Annotated in this window: 8 protein-coding genes; all 8 read left to right on the top strand. The window is 46.7% G+C overall.

Features of this window, described 5'->3' with window-relative positions; all coding sequences use genetic code 11:
- The first annotated feature begins 119 nt into the window (after window positions 1-119).
- The 8 genes from ACX9NY_RS10280 to ACX9NY_RS10245 all read left to right on the top strand — a co-directional run bounded on the left by ACX9NY_RS10280 (window position 120) and on the right by ACX9NY_RS10245 (window position 21,043).
- Window positions 120-7,622: a fibronectin type III domain-containing protein gene (locus ACX9NY_RS10280; protein WP_472478501.1), complete on the top strand. Its 7,503-nt coding sequence runs from the start codon at window positions 120-122 to the stop codon at window positions 7,620-7,622.
- A 127-nt stretch (window positions 7,623-7,749) separates the two neighbouring features.
- Window positions 7,750-8,460 (top strand): trehalose operon repressor, encoded by a 711-nt coding sequence (gene treR, locus ACX9NY_RS10275; protein ID WP_339260842.1) that lies wholly within the window; start codon window positions 7,750-7,752, stop codon window positions 8,458-8,460.
- Window positions 8,461-8,633: 173 nt separating this feature from the next.
- Window positions 8,634-11,972, top strand: a complete 3,339-nt coding sequence (locus ACX9NY_RS10270; RefSeq protein WP_472478499.1) for a DUF5107 domain-containing protein — start codon at window positions 8,634-8,636, stop codon at window positions 11,970-11,972.
- 52 nt (window positions 11,973-12,024) lie between these two features.
- Complete coding sequence (locus ACX9NY_RS10265) at window positions 12,025-14,391, top strand: beta-galactosidase (RefSeq protein WP_472478497.1); 2,367 nt, start codon at window positions 12,025-12,027, stop codon at window positions 14,389-14,391.
- A gap of 356 nt (window positions 14,392-14,747) precedes the next feature.
- Entirely contained in the window at window positions 14,748-15,680 is a 933-nt protein-coding gene (locus ACX9NY_RS10260) for a glycoside hydrolase family 5 protein (protein ID WP_445252972.1), read from the top strand.
- A gap of 178 nt (window positions 15,681-15,858) precedes the next feature.
- Window positions 15,859-17,928 (top strand): bifunctional aldolase/short-chain dehydrogenase, encoded by a 2,070-nt coding sequence (locus tag ACX9NY_RS10255; protein ID WP_472478495.1) that lies wholly within the window; start codon window positions 15,859-15,861, stop codon window positions 17,926-17,928.
- A gap of 19 nt (window positions 17,929-17,947) precedes the next feature.
- Window positions 17,948-19,219, top strand: a complete 1,272-nt coding sequence (rhaA, locus tag ACX9NY_RS10250; protein WP_342572831.1) for an L-rhamnose isomerase — start codon at window positions 17,948-17,950, stop codon at window positions 19,217-19,219.
- A 150-nt stretch (window positions 19,220-19,369) separates the two neighbouring features.
- Complete coding sequence (locus ACX9NY_RS10245) at window positions 19,370-21,043, top strand: ribonuclease J (protein WP_472478493.1); 1,674 nt, start codon at window positions 19,370-19,372, stop codon at window positions 21,041-21,043.
- Window positions 21,044-21,261 lie beyond the last annotated feature (218 nt).

The following is a 21,261-nucleotide window of genomic DNA, read 5'->3' as shown; positions in this document are numbered from 1 at the left end:
AGTTGAATCGTTATAATCAAGAAAAAATGACACTTGTTAGGGGAGGCACCCCAACTTAGGACATCGTTCCTTTGTTGGGGTGCCTCCCTTTTTTTGTGTGCCAAAAAGGAGAGTAGACGTTGAAGAAATCAGGAAAACGTGTGAAGAAACAAGCGGAACAGCTAACCAAGGTGGTGCTGGCATTTGCTTTATTATCACCTCAAGCCCTGTTGCTTGAATGGGGAGCAGCCACGGTAATGGCTGAAACGGTTGAAACGATCGGGATTGTATCCGATACGTCCAGCATGAAGGCGGTTCAGTCCTCCAAGGTGAAAGTGGAGATGAACAGTGACGGAAAATACAGAATTGTATTACTGCCAAACACAAATGTATTTTACGGTGGTGATACCGGGAATGTGTCCACCATTATCGACCACAACGGATCTCCCGTGAACTTCAAATCATTGCCACTGAATTATTACCGCATTAACAATAATGTGATTGAAATGTCGCGGCAAAAGGACAATGTGGAATACATTTTGCGTGTATCTATCGTTAATGCCACCTCACAAGGTGGATACATGAAGGTTGAACTTGAAGCTATTAATCGAAGTGGAACGGCACTGAATTTGGGTGGAACATTTTATTGGGATACGATGGTGAATGGCAATGATGCTTCTCCATTTGAAGTTATTGAGAATGGATGGCGTAATTACAGCGGGGGTGTTCAGGTCACGGCTTTTTATGCCAATACGTATAATGTTGTAAATGCAGATCGCATATATATGGGCCAGTACAGCAGCCCAGATAGCGCACAGCTCACGGGAGGGTCTTCACCTTCAGCGTTCACTCCAGGCCAGACCGTAACGGCGAGTGATACAGCCGCACAATTTTGGTGGGACGCCAAGGCTACAGCGAATCAGGCTTCACGCAAATTTTCAACCATTGTGGGGATCGGCCCCAAAAATGCCCCACCTTCGTTTACCTTAACAGCACCTTCTTCAGGTCAAACCTATTACAAAGGCGAGCAACTTCAGATCTCCGGTACAACGAGAGATACGGATATAGGTGACCTGTTGACTGTGAAATGGTCCATTGATGGCGGGGCCGAGAATATGCTGACCCAGATGACCGCAACGGGTTCTAATCAGTCTTTTAACACCAATTACACATTGCCTGATACCCTGCCAGATGGCACACACACATTACAAGTATGGGTTATGGATGACAAGGGTGGGGTGTCCTCAGCAGGGACCGTTAACTTTACGGTAAGAAGTTTTGTAGTGCCAGGAACGCCGACATATACATTGGTTAATTCCAATAACTTGACGGTGAACTGGGATAAGAAGGCGAATGATGCATCCGTTACGTATGAACTGAAAAATATGACGACGAATCAGATTGTGGATACAGGTACAACAAACAGTCGGCAGGTGACAGGGCTCACTCCGAATACCAGTTATTCTTTTGCCGTCCGAGCCAAAAATTCAAGCGGTTCCTATACGGGTTACTCCAGTCCAGCTTCCAAGTATACACTGGCCAATCCACCCGTTGCTGCGGCTGTGACACAATCAGGTAACTCTGTTACAGCGAGCTGGAGTAATAATAGCAACCCTGACGGCACTCAGTACAAAACTGAAATACGCAGTCCAGGTGGGCAAGTTCTCGCAACGGGAACAACAACTTCCACTCGTACAGCGTTTGCCCTGACTGGACTCGCGGATGGAAAATACGAAGTATTTGTTGCGGCAATGAATGGAGAAGGGATACAGACCCCATTTATATCCGCTGGAGAGATGATGAAAGATACGATGGGCCCAACTGCTCCTTCTGTTACACTCACGCCATCCTTATGGACCAAGGAAGATGTTCTCGTCACAGTTGAAGAGGGAAAAGATGCCTTGAGCGGAACCCAAAAGACTGAAGTTAAAGTCGGTCTGGCAGGAGAATGGCGTGAATACAGTGCTCCGTTTGCCGTAAGCAGTGAAGGTAGCACAACAGTTATGGCGCGCAGTATGGATGCATTTGGTAATACAGGACAGGAAACGACTGTGACTGCCAAGGTAGATCGGACGGCACCAACGCCACCTGTCATCTCGTTGAATCCACCCGAATGGACAAAAGCGTCCGTAATTGTGACATTAACGGAGGGTACGGACGCAGCAAGCGGTATTGGTCTGACACAGTACAAGCTGGGAAGCGAGGGGGAATGGATCGACTACAGGACTCCTTTTACACTCAGTGAAGAAGGGATAACCGAGATTTATGCACGAAGTGTCGATCGGGCTGCCAATGTCAGTGCTTCCACTTCGGCAACAGCCAGAATCGACAAGACTGGGCCTGAGCAACCGACGATAACGTTAAGTGAAGAGGATTGGACGAATCAGGATGTAACTTTTGCAATAACCAGTGGTGAAGATTCAGGCAGTGGGCTTGCCAAAAGCCAATATCGACTGAGCGAAGAAGGTCCCTGGATCGATTACACGGGCGAAGTGACGGTTACCGATGAGGAAGAAACGATCGTATATGCACGCTCACTTGATCATGTAGGCAATATAAGCACGTATGCTCAGGCAACGGTTCGAATCGACACGACAGCTCCAACCGAGCCGGTAATTCGTTTAAGTTCTGCTGGATGGAGTAAAGAACATGTGCAATTCTCGATCGATGGTAGTGTGGATGAACGAGCGATATCCTATGAGTACAGCATGAATGATGGTCCGTATATGGCAGGAAATACGGGTACAGTAAGTATGAACGGGATTACCACCATTCGCGCCAGAGCAAGGGATGCCGTTGGCAATGTGAGCAAGGAAGTCAGTCGAATCGCCTATGTGGATCAGATGGCTCCAACGATTACTTTTGCACCGAACGGACATGTCTGGACGGACTTGGACATATCCACTACCATTCAGTATGCAGATGCCCACTCAGGTATTCAGGAACTGGAACGATTCTATCAAATTACAAACAGTGCAGAATTACCGGATCATTGGCTTGAAGCTCGCTCTGACGAGCATAAAATATCCATCGAATCGGAAGGCATATGGTACATCCATGCCAAAACCATGGACTCAGCAGGCAATACATATGAGACAACATCATCACCTTACCATGTTCAACGCAAGCCCGAGCAGCCGAAACATGTGAGAATGACACAGATCGCGGAGACATCAGCAGAACTTACAGTGGATTTGCCAACGGGGGAAAGTTACACCGATGGATATCAGTATGAGATAACAAATAAAACAACAGGACAGTCGTGGACACTGGATTATCCCAACCACAGTATAATCGATCAGTCCCTAAGCGGTGGTCAGGTCTATGAATACGAAGTTAGAGTAAGAAACCATACCGGAGTAAGTGATGCAGTAAGCGCTCAAGTATTAACGATCCCGGCAGCTCCCGGAACGTTGCACGTTCGAAAAGTAGATTCCCAGCCCAATTTGGCCGAAATTCAATTTGATTCAGTAAAGGGAGCAGATGCTTACCGCATCATTGCTGCTACTTCGGACGGGTCCACCGTGTATGATCAGACGGTATCTGATCCTTCCAACCTACCCTATATCAGTAACCTCGTCCCAGGGACCATGCATAACATTTCGGTCACGGCAATGAATGAGAGTGGAGCAGGCGGTAGCAGCAGGACCGGATTTCTCACACTGCCGGCAGTGCCCGGTGAATTCATGGCTGTTCAAATTCGGGAGCATGATATTTCATTAACATGGGAGACGGTGACCTCTGCAACGTATTATGGTCTTTCACGTGATGGAGCAGCCATATACGAAGGGGAGCAGACAGCGTATTTGGATTCAGGTCTGGATAGCGGAACCAATTACAGCTATGCGTTAATTGCTGGCAACGAGACAGGGCCCGGGCCTTTGGCGGAATTACCTTTGCTCAAGACGTTACCAGGGCAGGTGTCCGGTTTACAGGTATCAGATGCTTCCACAGCGAGCCTTCGCCTGAATTGGGAGGCAATACGAGGAGCCGATCACTATGAGTTATGGTTGAATGGAGAGAAGTCGGGAACGGTTGCTGCCGGAAACGAGGAATGGGTATTTGTGGGATTGAGTTCGGGAACATCTTATCGACTGGATGTACAAGCAGTGAACGAAAGTGGACAAGGTATGCGAAGTTCGGTGTCAGGAACAACGTTACCCGAGAGCCCGTCGGGACTTCATGTTGTTCAAGTAACTGAACAGGGAGCGATCTTGAGCTGGGAGCCTGTAGTTGGGGCAACGAAATATCGGGTGGTCATCAATGGACAGAGCCATGAGATATCAGATACACAACTGTCAGTTCACCATCTGTCAAGCAGTCGTGAGTATACCTATGAAGTACAGGCGGGCAATGCTGCCGGGTACGGTGCATCCACCCGTAGTACGATTCTTACGCTACCTAGCAGGCCGGAAGGACTGAATGTCACATGGACTGGTGAAACAAGTATGGGACTTGCATGGCAAGCTGTAGATACGGCAAATCTCTATATTGTGAAAATCAATGGCATAGAAGTGGGCAGAACAACAGAACTGACCTACACGGCTGATGAATTGTTGCCAGGTACAGAATACACGTTGGAAGTTCAGGCTGTGAATACTTCGGGTTCGGGTGAGACAACGCAGCTCATCCGATTGTCCAAACCTGTGTCGCCTGACGAGATAATTGCAGACCCAGCAGTACATCGGGCAAAAGTTTCCTGGTCGGTCGTGGAAGGTGCCGCTGAATATGTGATTGAGCAGGATGGCAAAGAGATCTATAGGGGAATTGAGAATGAAGCCACGATTACAGGGCTCCAGGATGGAACGTGGCATCACTATCAACTATGGGCGGTCAACAGACAGGGGACTCGTTCTGAAGCGACAGATGTATCGCTGCTGACTTTGCCTGAGAAACCCGCTAAGGTTGCCGTATATGATGTGGCCAAGAACAGCCTTGGTCTGGATTTCAGCAACACAGGTGTCCAAGGGGCAGATCAATACATCATTGAACGGGATGGGAGAAAGATTGCTCAAATGGATTCAACTGAAACCCAATTCGTGGACAAGGATCTGTCGCCAGGAACGAAATACACTTACGTGATTCGGGCAGTCAATGCGAGTGGAACCAGTGCGCCACTTACTTTCAGTATAATGACTCAAACTTTGCCATTGGTTGCAGAAGGGATCACAGTGAACGCTGGAACACATTCGGTGGATCTGGCTTGGGAAGTCGTTAAGGGAGCGGCTGCATATGAGATTCGCAATCGGGTAACGGGAGATATGCAGAGCGTGTCTGAACCGTCTGTACATCTCAATAGTATGCTGGATGGTACAGCGTATGAATTCGAACTCGTTGCAATTAATGAAGAGGGTCATCGGTCAGAGTCTATTCAGATTCAGGTTTTAACGAAACCTATATCCCCTCAGACGGCAGGCATAACACACATCACAGATCAGACTGCGGTGCTGGATCTGACTGGAAGCTCTACACGAGGAGCAGAGCAATTCATCATTATGCGGGATGGCGTTGAAGTTGCTAAGGTTCCGGCAGATCAAAATTCATTTGAAGATCATGGTCTGACACCAGGAGAGCGTTACCTGTACACCATCAAAACATCGAATGCAACGGGTGAGAGTGATTCTGGTTTCGAAGTTCACGTGCGAACGTTGCCTGCGACCATTACTGAACCTTTACATGCAAGTATGATTGGGGAAAAAGAGGGATTAATTTCTTGGCCAAAGGTACAAGGTGCAGAGGGATATACCATACGGATCGGAGATCAGATGTTCACCACGATTGACGATGGTAATATCACCGAGGTGATATTAACTCATCTGGAGAGTGCAACCCGATATGATCAGGTACAGATTATTCCTTATAATACGGCTGGTTCAGGAAGCCCAGTGACTGTGACTCCTTTTTACACCTTGCCTCATGTTGATTCACTCGAAATGCAGATATACCCGGAGACAGACCATGCCAAATTGGAATGGGACTTCCCTTATCGGAACGAAACATTCGTTGTATTGCTGGATGGTGCAGAAGTATACCGTGGCGAGCAAAAAGAGTTTATCGTTGATCAACTGGATGCAGGTAAGCAGTACCTGATCGAAATCTACACAGAGAATGAGCAGGGAGATACATCCGGGATGAAGGCGTATTCTGTCCTGACCAAGCCAGCAGCGCCTGCCAAAGTAGAGTATCATTCGGCGAAGGACCACATTCGTCTTCTATTGGAACAGAGCCGGGTTGAAGGTGCCGAGCAGTTCATCATTGAGCGTGACGGTGTAGAGGTTGCTCGTGTTCCTGCTGACGAAATGTTCTATGACGACAAGGAACTTGAACCGGGCGTGAACTACAGCTATACAGTCAAGACCATGAATGCTTCGGGCAGTAGTGATGGTGGTTATTACCTTCATGCCATGACCTTGCCTGGTAGTGCTGCTTCACCTCCTATAGTAGAGGGGCGTGCAATGCATGGTGCAGACATTGTGTGGGAACTGATTCCTGGTGCTGCGGGTTATCGAGTCTATCGAAATGAAGAGCTTGTAGGGACGACCGCGGAGACATCGATACATGTGTCTGAATTAAACAGTGCAGAGCGTTATACTGACTTTGCCATCATTCCATATAATGAAGCAGGGGAGGGAGAGGCGCTCCAAGTTCCGGAATTCGAGACGTTGCCTTCCGAAGATCTGACAGTAGCAGCCGTAGCGCAAGGCACAAGTACGATTAAGCTAACTTGGGAACTGGATTCAATGAATGAAGTAATTGTGATCACCCATAAAGATCGTGAGATATATCGTGGAACACAGCGCAGTTATGTATGGACAGGACTAAATGCTGAGCAGCATTATGAGGTGGTCGCATGGACAGAGAATTCAGCAGGTGAACAAAGTGAGAGCAGACGGGCAGCAGCTATAACTTTTCCGTATCCACCATCCGCCTGGAGTGGTGGCGGTGCAACCCCAAGTTCAAATGGTACATCGGAACAAGCCGATGAGTTGAGTTCACAATCTGAACCCGCTAAACAACCTGATTTGCCTGCGAAAAAGAATATCAAATTTATTGATATTAACCAAACCTTTAATAAGGACCAGATTACCTGGCTGGCGGAACAAAATATTATTCAAGGTGTCAGTGAAACTCGCTTCGAACCGCGCCGTCCGATTACGCGTGCAGAGTTTACCGCATTAATCGTGCGACTGATGGGTGTGGACACAACGGTAAATGAACAGCATGGATTTCAAGATGTGAATGATGAGGATTGGTTCGCTCCTGAGATTGGGGCAGCCGTTCACCATGAGATGGTTCAAGGTATGGGGAACGGCAAGTTCGCTCCGTATGCGCTGGTAACACGTGAACAGGCATCCAAGATCATAGCCAATGTGGTTCGTAAGATCAGACCGGAACCGCTGACTTCCCCAAGAGCATTTACCGATCAGATTGATGTATCCGATTGGGCCAAAGAAGAAGTGCAGGAGCTTGCAGGTTTGTACATGATTAACGGATATGAAGACGGCAGCTTCCGTCCCATGCAGCACTTAAGCAGATCCGAAGCTGCAGCACTGATCTTCCGCCTAAACAAGCTGATTCAAGTCATGAATGAGAAGCATACAGATCAAGTGGAGAAAGCGTCAGCGTTGGATCGTCATATCTAGGTGGAATTGAATTTTGGATGTGATACTGCAATCATCGCCAGTAATGACATTACCGCTTGATTGGTTTTTAATGCTATAATAGGTTGCCAATATGATAAAAAAGGGTAATGAACAATGGTGATGAATAATGAATAATAAATTTATCCGAATATATGAGGATATTGCAGATCGTATTCGGACCGGAGAGATTGAGGCAGGCACACTGCTTCAATCGGAACTGGATCTATCGGAAAGTTATCGAACATCTCGAGAGACCATTCGCAAAGCGCTGAAAATGTTGTACGAAGAAGGTTATATTCAGAAGATTCAAGGCAAGGGCTCGATTGTACTGGACATACGCAAGATCGATTTTCCCATCTCTGGTCTGGTTAGCTTCAAGGAACTGGCCAAAAAAATGGGGCATCGCGCTCAAACGTATGTGAAGGTTTTTGAAGAGCAACAGGTCGATCAGGCGTTGCACAAGAAAATTAACTTTGGTCTGAATGAACAGGTCTGGGAGATCAGACGTGTGCGCAAAGTGGATGGAGAGCATGTCATACTGGACAAAGATTACATCAGCCAGCGGCTTGTTCCCGGACTCAGCAAAGAGATCTGTAATGATTCCATCTATGAGTACATTGAGCAAGAGCTGGGGCTTTCCATTTCGTTTGCCAAAAAAGAGATTTTGGTGGAAGAACCCACCGCAGAAGACAGGGAACTGCTTGACCTTGAAGGGTTCCATAATGTGGTTGTGGTGAGGAGCCAGGTGTACCTCGAGGATGCCAGTCAATTTCAGTATACGGAGTCGAGGCATCGACCGGACAAGTTCAGATTTGTGGATTTTGCACGCCGCAGATAAGCGAATCAAGATCAATCAGAGAGTACCTTTCACTGCTTAATTGGGTGGATAGGTACTCTCTTTGATTATGAGGGAATCCGAAGATCGTCCATCAAGAACCGCTTAATGTTAATGTTCTTCCTGCATGTCGGAGCGTATGATCATAATATATACGAGGCCGAGGAGTGAGGGAATTGAATCACGTGACAGCGACATCAACTGTTCGCATATGGGAAGAAACCAGAGATATCCTAACCTATGGTACAGGTAAACCGGACAAAAATCCGATGTTTCTTGAGAAGAGAATCTACCAGGGAAGTTCGGGTAAGGTGTACCCGCATCCTGTGATCGACAGCATTGAAGATGAGGCCAAAATGAAGTCGTATCGCTTAATTATTCTCGAAAATGAATATGTACGTATCGAGATGATGCCCGAACTGGGTGGACGAATCTATCGTGCGTTGGATCGGACCAATGACTACGATTTTGTATATTATAACCGGGTCATTAAACCTGCACTTGTGGGTCTGGCAGGGCCATGGATTTCCGGGGGGATCGAATTCAACTGGCCACAGCATCATCGGCCCAACACATTTGGTCCAGTCGATTATACATTTGGGAGTAATGAAGATGGAAGCGCTACCGTATGGGTGGGTGAAATTGACCGCATGTATGGTACCAAAATGACCGCTGGCTTCACATTACATCCCGGCAAAGCCTATCTTGAAATCCATGCCGAGGTATACAATCGCACCTGCGCTCCTCAAACTTTTCTATGGTGGGCCAACCCGGCTGTAGCCGTCAACGATCATACGCAATCCGTGTTTCCACCGGATGTAACGGCTGTGCTGGACCATGGAAAACGGGACGTATCCCGCTTTCCCATCGCAACGGGCACCTATTACAAGATGGACTATTCCGAAGGTGTGGATATCTCGCGATACAAAAACATATCGGTTCCAACATCCTATATGGCGTATAAGTCGGATTATAATTTTGTCGGGGGTTATGACCACGGGGTACAGGCAGGCTTGCTGCATGTAGCCAATCATCATATTTCTCCGGGCAAGAAGCAATGGACCTGGGGGAATGGGGAGTTCGGGCAAGCCTGGGATCGCCAGTTAACGGACGAAGATGGACCTTATATTGAATTAATGACCGGGATCTATACTGATAATCAGCCTGATTTTACGTGGTTGCAGCCCTATGAAGCCAAATCATTTTCGCAGTATTTTATGCCTTATAAAGGAATCGGCATGGTCAAAAATGCAACGATTGATGCCGCAGTTAATCTGGAAATGGACGAAACGAACGGAGCGGTAACCGTGATGGTATATGCGACGTCGGTTTTTGAACAAGTGACCATTGAAGTGATTGGACCAACTACGGTATATCTCCATGAGAGATGCAATATCTCACCTACGCAACTATATCAGTCTTCCTTCCCGTGGAGCGGGCAAGATGAATGGCATCAACTGAAGTTAAGTGTTCGAACTGCGGAAGGAAAAGTACTTGTGGCCTATCAGCCTGAACGTTCTGAGATTCAGGAAGTCCCAGACCCGGCTACACCACTCCCGCTGCCATCCGAGATTCGTACGAATGAACAACTATATCTGGCTGGTCTTCATTTGGAGCAATATCGGCATGCCACGTATGAACCAGAACCTTATTATTTGGAAGGCTTGAAGCGTGATGCAACGGATATTCGTCTAAACATTGCGTATGGCACATTGCTGTTGCGGAGAGGTCTGTTACAAGATGCAGAGAAGCATTTCAGACAGGCTGTACAATCGTTGACGTGGAAAAATACGAATCCATATGATAGTGAAGCTTTTTACCAACTCGGTCTGAGTTTGAAACTACAGGGGAAACAGGAAGAAGCCTACACAGCACTGTATAAAGCCGTATGGTCCGCACAGTTCCAGGATACGGGTTATTACATGCTTGCTCAGATCGATATGGCGCAACATCGGGATGTCGAAGCACTGGATCACATCGAACGTTCACTGATCCGTAACACTAGAAACTACAAGGCTCGGCATCTGAAGTTGGCTCTGCTGCGCAGATTGGGTCAGGATAAACGGGCCGTCCAATATGCGTATGAAACGTTGGAGCTGGACCCGGTTGAGTTTGGAGCCGCACATGAATTAGCCCTGATCTACAGCGGAGCGACTGCACCTTCAGAGAGAGAGCAAGCGGAGCAAGCACGTGAACATTTTCATCGTTTGATGCGGGGAGACGTTCATAATTATCTAAACCTAGCCGCAGATTACGTGGATTGTGGGTTGTGGGAAGAAGCACGGACGGTACTATCGTATGTTGAATCCGAAAATTTACAGCCGTATCCTATGGTTGGTTATGCTCAAGCCTACGTGCATCGTCAACTGGGGGATCTGGAACAGGCCCGGGAATGTCAAAAACAGGGGAAAGCTGCTCCAACGGATTATTGCTTTCCTAACACGTTATTTGAATTTATGGTGCTTCAGGATGTGGTGGCCATTGATCCGAATGATTCGCATGCTCACTATTACCTGGGAAATTGGTTATATGATCATAAACGCTATGAGGAAGCAATTACCCATTGGGAAGCTTCACGCGAGGAGAATGCTGCATTTTCGACTGTACATCGGAATCTGGGACTGGCTTATTATAACAAGCTGAATCGCTCCGATCTTGCACTGGCTTCATTAGAGGAAGCATTCCGATTGGATTCACGGGATACCCGAATCTTCTACGAGTTGGATCAATTGCACAAGAAGATAGGGTATTCTTGCGGGCGTCGAATCAAATTGCTTGAACAGCATATGGAGTTGGTTCGCCACCGTGATGATCTGTATATTGAGTGGGTAACTTTATTGAACATGCAGGGTAGCCATCAGGAAGCATGGGATGCTCTTCAGGCACGGCGGTTTCATCCCTGGGAGGGTGGAGAAGGCAAGGTTACTGGACAGTATGTTACGGCACTGACGGAACTGGCGAAGCAAAATCTGGAGAAACAACAACCGGAACTGGCATTGGAGCTGCTGCAAAAGGCTTTGGTTTACCCAGAGAACTTAGGTGAAGGTAAGCTAGCGGGAGCCGCAGATAATTCCGTTTACTTTTATCTTGGCTGTGCCTACCAGCTACTGAAGAATAATCAGGCTGCAGAAGAGAGTTTCAATAGAGCATCCATCGGTCTTAATGAACCTTCAAGCGCGATGTTTTATAATGATCAACCGCCGGAATCCATCTATTATCAGGGTCTGGCCTGGCAGAAGCTTGGCAATGTGAAGGAAGCCAACAGGCGGTTTAACAAATTAATTGACTATGCCGAAAGACATATGCATGATCACATCCGAATGGATTATTTTGCGGTATCTCTGCCCGATTTCCTGGTATTTGACGACGATCTCAATCAGCGTAATGAAGAACATTGCCAATACATGCGGGCATTAGGGCTTCTTGGCCTTGGTCGGACAAGTGAAGCCGAACTTGAATTGGATCGGGTTCTGGAGAAGAACCCCAATCATCAAGGAGCAGTCATCCATCGATAGTTGCTAATCGATTCAACCTTATCTCATCTATACCGAAGGAGTTATATAACCCATGAACGATAGTATAGCAGGAAGCCAGATTCGTTTCGTACTGGATGCAAAAGATAAAGAGATTCGTGCGGGTCGCATGACGGGTAGTGGAGGCAAGAATCCACGAGGGGAGACTTATGATTTTACCAACTATTATATGATCCGTAATGGTAAAGCTCATATTCCCGTGGTAGGTGAATTTCATTTCTCCCGATTCGCTTACTTGCAGTGGGAAGAAGAATTGCTGAAGATGAAGGCAGGCGGGGTGAACATCGTTGCTTCTTATGTGTTCTGGAATTTTCACGAGGAGCAGGAAGGCGAGTTTAATTGGTCAGGAAACCTGAACTTGCGGCACTTCGTGGATCTGTGTGGCAAACATCAGCTGCCACTGATCGTGCGGATTGGTCCATTCTGTCATGGGGAAGTTCGTAATGGAGGCATGCCAGATTGGTTATTCAGTTATCCATTTGAAGTGAGATCGAATGATGAAGGGTATCTGTATTATGCCAAGCGATTATATCGTGAGATTGCCCGTCAACTCAACGGATCTTTTTATCAAGAGGGTGGCCCTGTAATAGCCGTACAGTTGGAAAATGAGTATATGCACGCTGGGGCACCCATGGATGCCTGGGGTTACACACGTGACAAATACATTTCCTCTGGCCGGGACGGTCGTGAACATCTGAAGGTGCTTCGCGGTATTGCCGAAGAAGTCGGTATGCATCCCATGTTCTATACTGCCACGGCCTGGGGTAATGCTGCGGTGCCTGAAGAAGGAACGTTACCCATGCTCGCGGGATATGCGTACACACCATGGATTCCCAATCAACCTCCAAGCCGAGAGTATTTATTCCGGGATCTGCATATGAATCCTGTTGAAGAAGTGGATTATGACAGTCCGGAGTATCCTGCGGCGTATTGTGAACTTGCTGGTGGCATGCAGGTCAGTTATCACGCTCGGCCGGTTGTAGATGCGGACAGTGTTGAGGCAATGACCATTGTGAAGCTGGCAAATGGCAGTAATCTGGTTGGATATTATATGTATCACGGTGGAACCAATCCGGTAGGGCAAAAATCATATATGAACGAACAGGCATTGCCGAAAATGACTTATGATTACCAAGCCCCGCTCGGGGAATTCGGACGTATCGGTGAGTCGTATGACCGCATTCGAACCTTGTCCATGTTCCTGGAAGCTTACGGTGAGCTGCTTGCACCTATGGGTAGTGTTATACCGGAAGATCAACATGGGATAACACCAGAGAACACGATGGATCTGCGCTGGTCTGTTCGTCAACAAGAAGGTTCAGGATTTCTGTTCATGAACAATTATCAGGATCATATGGTTTTGCCTGATCGAGATATACAATTGCAGCTGCATACTGGCAAAGGGGCTGCGTTTTATCCAAGAGAAGGCACGATGGAGCTGAAATCGGGCATGGCAGCCATTCTGCCTTTCCATATGAATCTGGATGGAATGAAGATCATTAGTGCTACCGTTCAGCCACTGACCCGATTTACGGTCAATAATGAACTTACGGCTGTTTTTTATGCTCATGAAGGCATGAAGCCGGAGTATGTGATGGATATATCGTCTGTTACGAACGTGGATATGCCTGAAGGTACCATATCTGAGCAGGGGAATGAAGTTGTTATTCACCCGAAGGCTGGTAAGGATCATCATCTGCAAATCACAACATCGGACGGTATGGTCATACGTATCATTACATTGACCCGTGAAGAGGCATTGCATACCTACCGTTTCCATGTGGGCGGAGAAGAGAGACTTGTAATTAGCAGCAGTCATCTGTATGTGCAGAATGAGATGCTCATATGCAACTCCCTGGAGCATCCAGAGTTTGAGGTATCCTTCTATCCTGCTCCAGAGCATGTTTTACCTTCTAAATATGCTGTGTCATCCCAGTCAAAGCGGGGAATATTCAGTACGTACACATTCCAGGTTTCGCCTTACGAGCCTGCTGTAGAGGTTGACTACCCGAAGGAGTATGCTGCAACATTGAGATTGGATACAGCGTGGCCGGAACAAGTAGATGACGTATGGGTTGAGATTGATTATGAAGGAGACGTTGCAGCAGCACATATTCATCATCAGATGTTAACAGATCATATTCACTATGGGCATAGCTGGATGCTTGGTTTGAAGCAATCCCGTCATTTGCTGGCCGATCATGCGCTTCGTCTGTCCATAACTCCAATTCGAAGAGGAACGACTGAGAGTTATGTGAATCAGGCTTATGTAGAGCGGTTTGAGGGTGTGGAGATCGGGAAGTTTAATGAGATTCGGGTAAGACCACATTACCGGGTTGGGTTGATTATAGCAGGTAGGGAAGACACTTCTTCAAAATCAAAGAGTACAATAGTTAACTGACATTTATAATACAGAGGGTTCTTTCTCCGAACGGGTGTGAGGGGAAAGAGCCTTTTTGATGTGGTGTTTAAAAGAAAAGATTGCTATTCAATGGTAAAAAACACTTGCTTAGTAAGCGTTTTCATTTTATTATGAATTCATAACCTTATCGATAAGGTTTATTTTAGGAAAATAACTTAACCTTAGTAAGGTTAGTCTTTATTTGTTTGTTACCCGTTAAAACGTCTATTACTAGCGATTTTAGTTAACTTATTGCCTAGAGCAGGGTTAATTGAAATAAAAAATCCAATTCAGGAGGTTGCAAACAAATGGTTAATCTGAAAAAGTGTACAATCTTCACGGTTATTGCTGCGCTCATGTTCATGGCATTGGGGAGTGCAGCCCCCAAAGCATCTGCTGCCACAGGATTTTATGTAAGTGGTAACAAGTTGTATGATTCCACAGGTAAACCTTTTGTCATGAGAGGTGTTAATCACGGACATTCCTGGTTCAAGAATGATTTGAATACCGCTATCCCTGCAATCGCCAAAACAGGTGCCAATACAGTACGTATTGTTCTATCGAATGGCAGCCTGTACACCAAAGATGATCTGAACGCTGTTAAAAATATTATTAATGTGGTTAACCAAAATAAAATGATTGCTGTACTCGAAGTGCATGACGCCACAGGAAAGGATGATTATAATTCTTTGGATGCGGCGGTGAACTACTGGATTAGCATTAAGGAAGCTTTGATTGGCAAAGAAGATCGGGTAATCGTTAATATCGCTAATGAATGGTATGGAACGTGGAATGGAAGTGCGTGGGCGGATGGTTACAAACAAGCCATTCCCAAACTAAGAAATGCCGGAATCAAAAATACGCTAATTGTGGATGCAGCCGGTTGGGGACAGTACCCTCAATCCATCGTGGATTATGGACAAAGTGTATTTGCAGCCGACTCTCAGAAAAATACGGTCTTCTCCATTCATATGTATGAGTATGCTGGCAAAGATGCTGCAACGGTCAAAGCCAATATGGAGAATGTGCTGAACAAAGGATTGGCACTGATCATTGGTGAATTCGGAGGCTATCACACTAACGGCGATGTGGACGAGTATGCCATCATGAGATATGGTCAGGAAAAAGGGGTAGGCTGGCTTGCTTGGTCTTGGTACGGAAACAGTTCAGGTCTGAACTATCTCGACATGGCCACAGGTCCGAATGGAAGCTTAACGAGCTTTGGCAACACTGTAGTTAATGATACCTACGGTATCAAAAACACCTCCCAAAAAGCGGGGATTTTCTAATCGGCCGATGAAACAGAACACTCTGACGTTCACGTCAGGGTGTTTTTTTAATAAAATGGCTCAATCATTGATGGTTTTTGAATATTTCCGTTTTGTTTAAAATTATTTTGTTTTCAAAATAAAACAAAGATGTTAAACTCGTATCAGGAACAAAACAAACATTATCGGAGGGAAACAAATGGTACAGAGTTTATGGAATGCGTCGCAGGCATCTGAGAAAACAACAGGACTTGAACAGCTGGTTTATAGATCCAATCTCATTGGTTCTGATCGCAGTGTATGTAACATATACGGTGGTAATACGTCTACCAAAACGACAGTGAAGGACTTTCGTGGTCGTGATGTAGAAGTAATGTATGTGAAAGGCAGCGGCTCAGATCTGGGTTCGATGGAAGCGAAGCATTTTACCGGACTTGGGCTTGAAGATATCAGACCATTAATTGAACGTGAATCCATGTCGGATGAAGAGATGGTTGAATATCTGGGACATTGCATGATCGATGCCAAGCACCCGCGCGCCTCCATTGAGACTCTTCTGCATGCGTTCCTTCCATATAAACATGTGGATCATACTCATCCAGATGCGATTATTAGCCTGTGTTGTGCGGATAATGGCAAGGAGTTGGCGAAAGAGATCTACGGTGATCGTTTTGTGTGGGTGCCCTACGTACGTCCAGGGTTTACATTATCTAAAATGATTGCTGAAAGCGTATTCTCGAATCCCCATGCCGAACTCGTACTGATGGAAAAACACGGACTTGTGACTTGGGGAGAAACATCCGAGGAATGTTACGCTCAAACGATCAAGATTATCAATGAAGCAGAAGCTTTCATCGAAGCACGGGTGAACGAAGAAAGTCTGTTTGGTGGTGTGAAGCACCCGGCACTTGCCGCTGATGTTCGTCGTCAGATCGTATCACGTGTGATGCCAACGATTCGTGGAGCGGTATCAGATAGCAAAAAAATGATTCTGTCCTTTGATGATCAAGAGGACGTACTTGCTTTTGTAGGCGGATCAGATTCCCCGGAATTGTCTCAGGTAGGTGCAGCTTGTCCGGATCATCTGGTACATACCAAAGTGGTACCTCTGTTCATCGATTGGACACCGGATGCGGAAGATATCGAAGGTTTAAAAGCCAAGCTGGTAGAAGGTGTAGCTGCCTACAAAGAGCAATATCAGCAGTATTTTGAGAGCAACAAAAACGAAGGTGATGTCATGTTCGAGGCGGCACCACGCGTTATCCTCATTCCTGGTGTGGGCATGATCAACACAGGCAAGAGTTGGGCGCTTTCCCAAGTAAGCGGAGCGTTGTACCACAGAGCGATTGCCGTTATGCGTGGAGCGACTAGCTTGGGTCAATTCGTATCACTCAGTGCAAACGAGTCTTACAATGTGGAGTACTGGCCGTTGGAATTGTACAAATTGTCTCTCGCTCCGGCAGAAACCGAATTCTCCCGCAAAGTGGCGTTTATTACAGGCGGCGCAGGTGGTATCGGAAGTGAAACAGCGCGCAGATTGGTATCCGAAGGCGCTCATGTGGTGCTCGCTGATCTTAATCTGGAAGGTGCACAGAAGGTAGCACAGGAGATTAATGATCAGTACGGAGCGAATCGTGCTTATGCGCTGAAAATGGACGTGACCGATGAGGAAGCCGTTCAATCGGCTTATGCGGATGTTGCGGTGCAATATGGCGGAGTAGATATTATCGTGAACAATGCAGGATTGGCCACATCCAGCCCGTTTGACGAAACATCCTTGAAAGAATGGAACCTGAACATGAATGTACTGGGCACAGGGTATTTCCTCGTCGCTCGTGAAGCGTTCAAGCTGATGAAACAACAGGGTATTGGGGGAAGCATTGTATTTATCGGGTCCAAGAATTCGGTGTATGCAGGTAAAAGTGCCTCTGCTTACAGTTCAGCGAAAGCACTGGAAGCGCATCTGGCACGCTGCATTGCAGCAGAAGGTGGAGAGTATGGCATTCGTGTCAACACGATTCTCCCGGATGCCATTCTACAGGGTTCAGCCATCTGGAACGGTTCCTGGAGAAACGAACGGGCAGCGGCATACGGAATCGAACCGGATCAATTGGAGGAGTATTACCGCAAACGGACGACATTGCTCGTGAATATCTATCCTAGAGATATTGCAGAAGGAATTGCATTCTTTGCCTCTTCAAAATCCGAAAAAACAACCGGTTGCATGATGACCATTGATGGCGGTGTACCAGCAGCATTTACACGTTAAAATAGGAGGGTTCTTGCGGATGGATAACCAAGTCAAGCAAGCGTATGAAGCAGCCAAGGCATTGTATGCTCAGCACGGAATTGATACAGAAGAGGTGCTGAACAGACTCGCGGAGATCAAAGTATCCGTACACTGCTGGCAAGGCGATGATGTTAAAGGTTTTCTGAATAAAGATGGCGAGTTAACAGGGGGTATTTCCGTTACAGGTCAATACCCGGGGGCTGCGAGCACACCAGCAGAACTTCGTAACGATCTGGAGCAAGCTTTTGCTCTGATTCCTGGTAAACATAAGGTCAATCTGCATGCGATATACACGGACACAGACGAGCAGGTTGAACTGGATCAGATTGAGCCAAAGCATTATGAGAACTGGGTGAAATGGGCCAAAGAACAAGGACTCGGCCTGGACTTCAACCCAACATGTTTTTCTCATGAAAAATCAAGTGACGGGTTTACACTCAGTCATCCAGACCCTGAGATTCGCAAGTTCTGGATTGATCACTGCAAGGCATCCCGCCGGATTGGTGCTTACTTCGGGGAACAGCTCGGTCAGACATGTGTAACCAATGTGTGGGTACCGGACGGGTTCAAGGATAATCCGGTTGACCGGTTGACTCCACGCAAACGTCTCAAAGAATCACTGGATGAAGTATTCGGCGAGCGCCTTAACCCAGAGCACAACCTGGATGCGGTAGAGAGTAAGCTGTTTGGTCTGGGTTCGGAAGCCTATGTGGTGGGTTCTCATGAATTTTATATGGGTTACGGTTTGCAAAATGATACGTTGATCTGTCTTGATGCGGGTCATTTCCATCCAACAGAGGTTATTTCCAATAAACTGTCGTCCTTGTCATTGTTTACAAGTGGCATTCTGCTGCACGTAAGCCGCCCGATGCGCTGGGACAGTGATCACGTGGTAATCATGGACGATGAGTTGCTGGAAATTGCCCGTGAACTGGTTCGACATGATCTGCTTGCGACCACACATATTGGACTGGATTTCTTCGATGCAAGCATTAACCGTGTAGCTGCATGGGTTGTGGGTACTCGCAACACAATCAAAGCCCTTCTTCGTGCGATGTTGGAACCGGTGGATGCCTTGAAACAAGCCGAACTTGATGGAGATTACACCCTGCGTCTCGCGTTAACGGAAGAGTTCAAATCCTATCCGTTTGGCGCAATCTGGGACTACTATTGTGCTAGGCAGGGAGTGCCTGTTCGTGAAAAGTGGATCACCGATATCAAAACCTATGAACAAGACGTATTGCTACAGCGTGATAAATCGTTGGTGTAAGTCTAACCACTGCGGAATGAAAGTTCCGTGGTGGTTTTTTTCTTTTTTGACATTAATCACAAGGAAATGCATAAGTGAGGAGATTGCTTCCATACTAGGAATATAGATCCGTATCGCATACGTTTGCCACGCAGAGGAGGAGTAATAGCGTTGAATCTAGCCCACAACAAACTGTATATCGCTGCACTTGGCGGCGTGAATGAAATAGGAAAGAATATGTATTTGATCCAGTACAATCAGGACATCATCGTGATTGACTGTGGTTCGAAGTTTCCCGATGAGACATTGCCTGGGATTGATCTGATCATTCCGGATGTTGCGTATCTGCTGGAGAATCTGGATAAAGTAAGGGGTCTTGTGGTTACCCACGGACATGAAGATCACATCGGTGGCATTCCCTATTTGTTAAAACAAATGAACATCCCCGTGTATGCATCCAGGCTCACTCGAGGGTTGATCGAGCTTAAACTGAAAGAGCATGGACTTCTGCGCAAGGCGGACCTGCATACGATCGATGCTCACTCCAGCATTACGCTGGGAGGAATCGAGGTTTCCTTTTTCGCAACCAGTCATAGTATACCGGATTGTCTTGGTATCTTCTTTAAGACCCCCGTGGGTAATGTCGTGCATACCGGAGATTTCAAATTTGATATGTCGCCTGTACATGGACCTTTCCCAGATCTGCACCGCATGGCCGAGATTGGCAAACAGGGTGTCCATATTTTGCTCTCCGAGAGTACCAATGCAGAAAGACCGGGTTTTACACCTTCCGAGCGTGTAGTGGGAGACCACATTCTGGATGCCTTTATCCGTGCAAAACAAAAAGTATTTATCTCTACTTTTGCGTCAAATGTCAGCAGAGTACAGCAGATTGTAAATGCAGCATTCGAGACGGGACGCAAACTGGCACTGTTGGGCAGAAGTATGGTGAATGTGGTATCGGTGGCGAGTGAATTGGGGTATCTGCAAGTTCCTGACGGATTGTTGATTGAAGCCATCGACTCGGATCAGTTTCCACCTGAACAGGTTGTTGTCTTATGTACAGGTAGCCAGGGAGAAGCGATGGCAGCATTATCACGTCTGGCATCCGGTAAGCATCCACATGTAAGAATTAACGCTGGGGACACGGTCATTATTGCGGCCGGAGCCATCCCGGGCAATGAACGGAATCTTGCACATGTCATTGATAACCTGTATGTTCTCGGAGCACGTGTGATATATGGTTCAAGTGGTGCAGCAGGAATGCATGTATCGGGACACGGCAGTCAGGAAGAGCTCAAATTGATGTTGACCCTGATGAAACCGGATTATCTGATTCCGATCCACGGTGAGTTCCGTATGTTGTATCAGCACAGGCTGCTTGCCGAGTCTGTAGGTATAGAGCGTGATCATGTGTTTATCGTGAATAATGGGGATATGGTCCAGTACAAAGAAGGCACTGCTTCTCTGGGTCCCAAAATTGCATCAGGAAACAGTCTCGTAGACGGTCTGATCATGGGTGATGTCGGCAATATTGTCCTGCGTGATCGCAGGCAACTGTCATCCGATGGTATGTTGGTGATTGTAACTACCTTAAGCAAAACGGAAAAACAGATGGTCACGTCACCCGAGATTATCTCCAGAGGGTTCATATTCGTCAAGGACTCGGAAGAATTCATGCATGAAATTCATGAGCTGGTTCTAAACCGGATGGGTGAGCTGACCGCGTCTGGCGTGAATCAGTGGAATGTGATCAAAAGAAAGCTGAAAGACGAGATCGGTCACTATATTTACGCTCAAACCAAGAGAAGACCTATGATCTTGCCTATTATTATTGAAGTTTGAGATGTAGAATGTAGCGAGTATTCTTGTGTTAATGATCTGAGCAAACGTGCAGATGAAAGTTTAACAGCCTGATGAATGTGGGATCATACTTTCTGTATGAACGTCACAGTGATATCGGGCTTTTGCTATTACATAGGAAAGTATATTGGACACGATAAACGGAGGTGAATCTAATTCGCCATGGCTTTGCGATTCGAAGTATAATAAAAGGTAAACTA

The sequence above is a fragment of the Paenibacillus sp. CB74 genome (assembly GCF_055687625.1).
The sequence above is the reverse complement of the archived record's forward strand: the minus strand, read 5'-3'. Positions and strand labels throughout refer to the sequence as shown.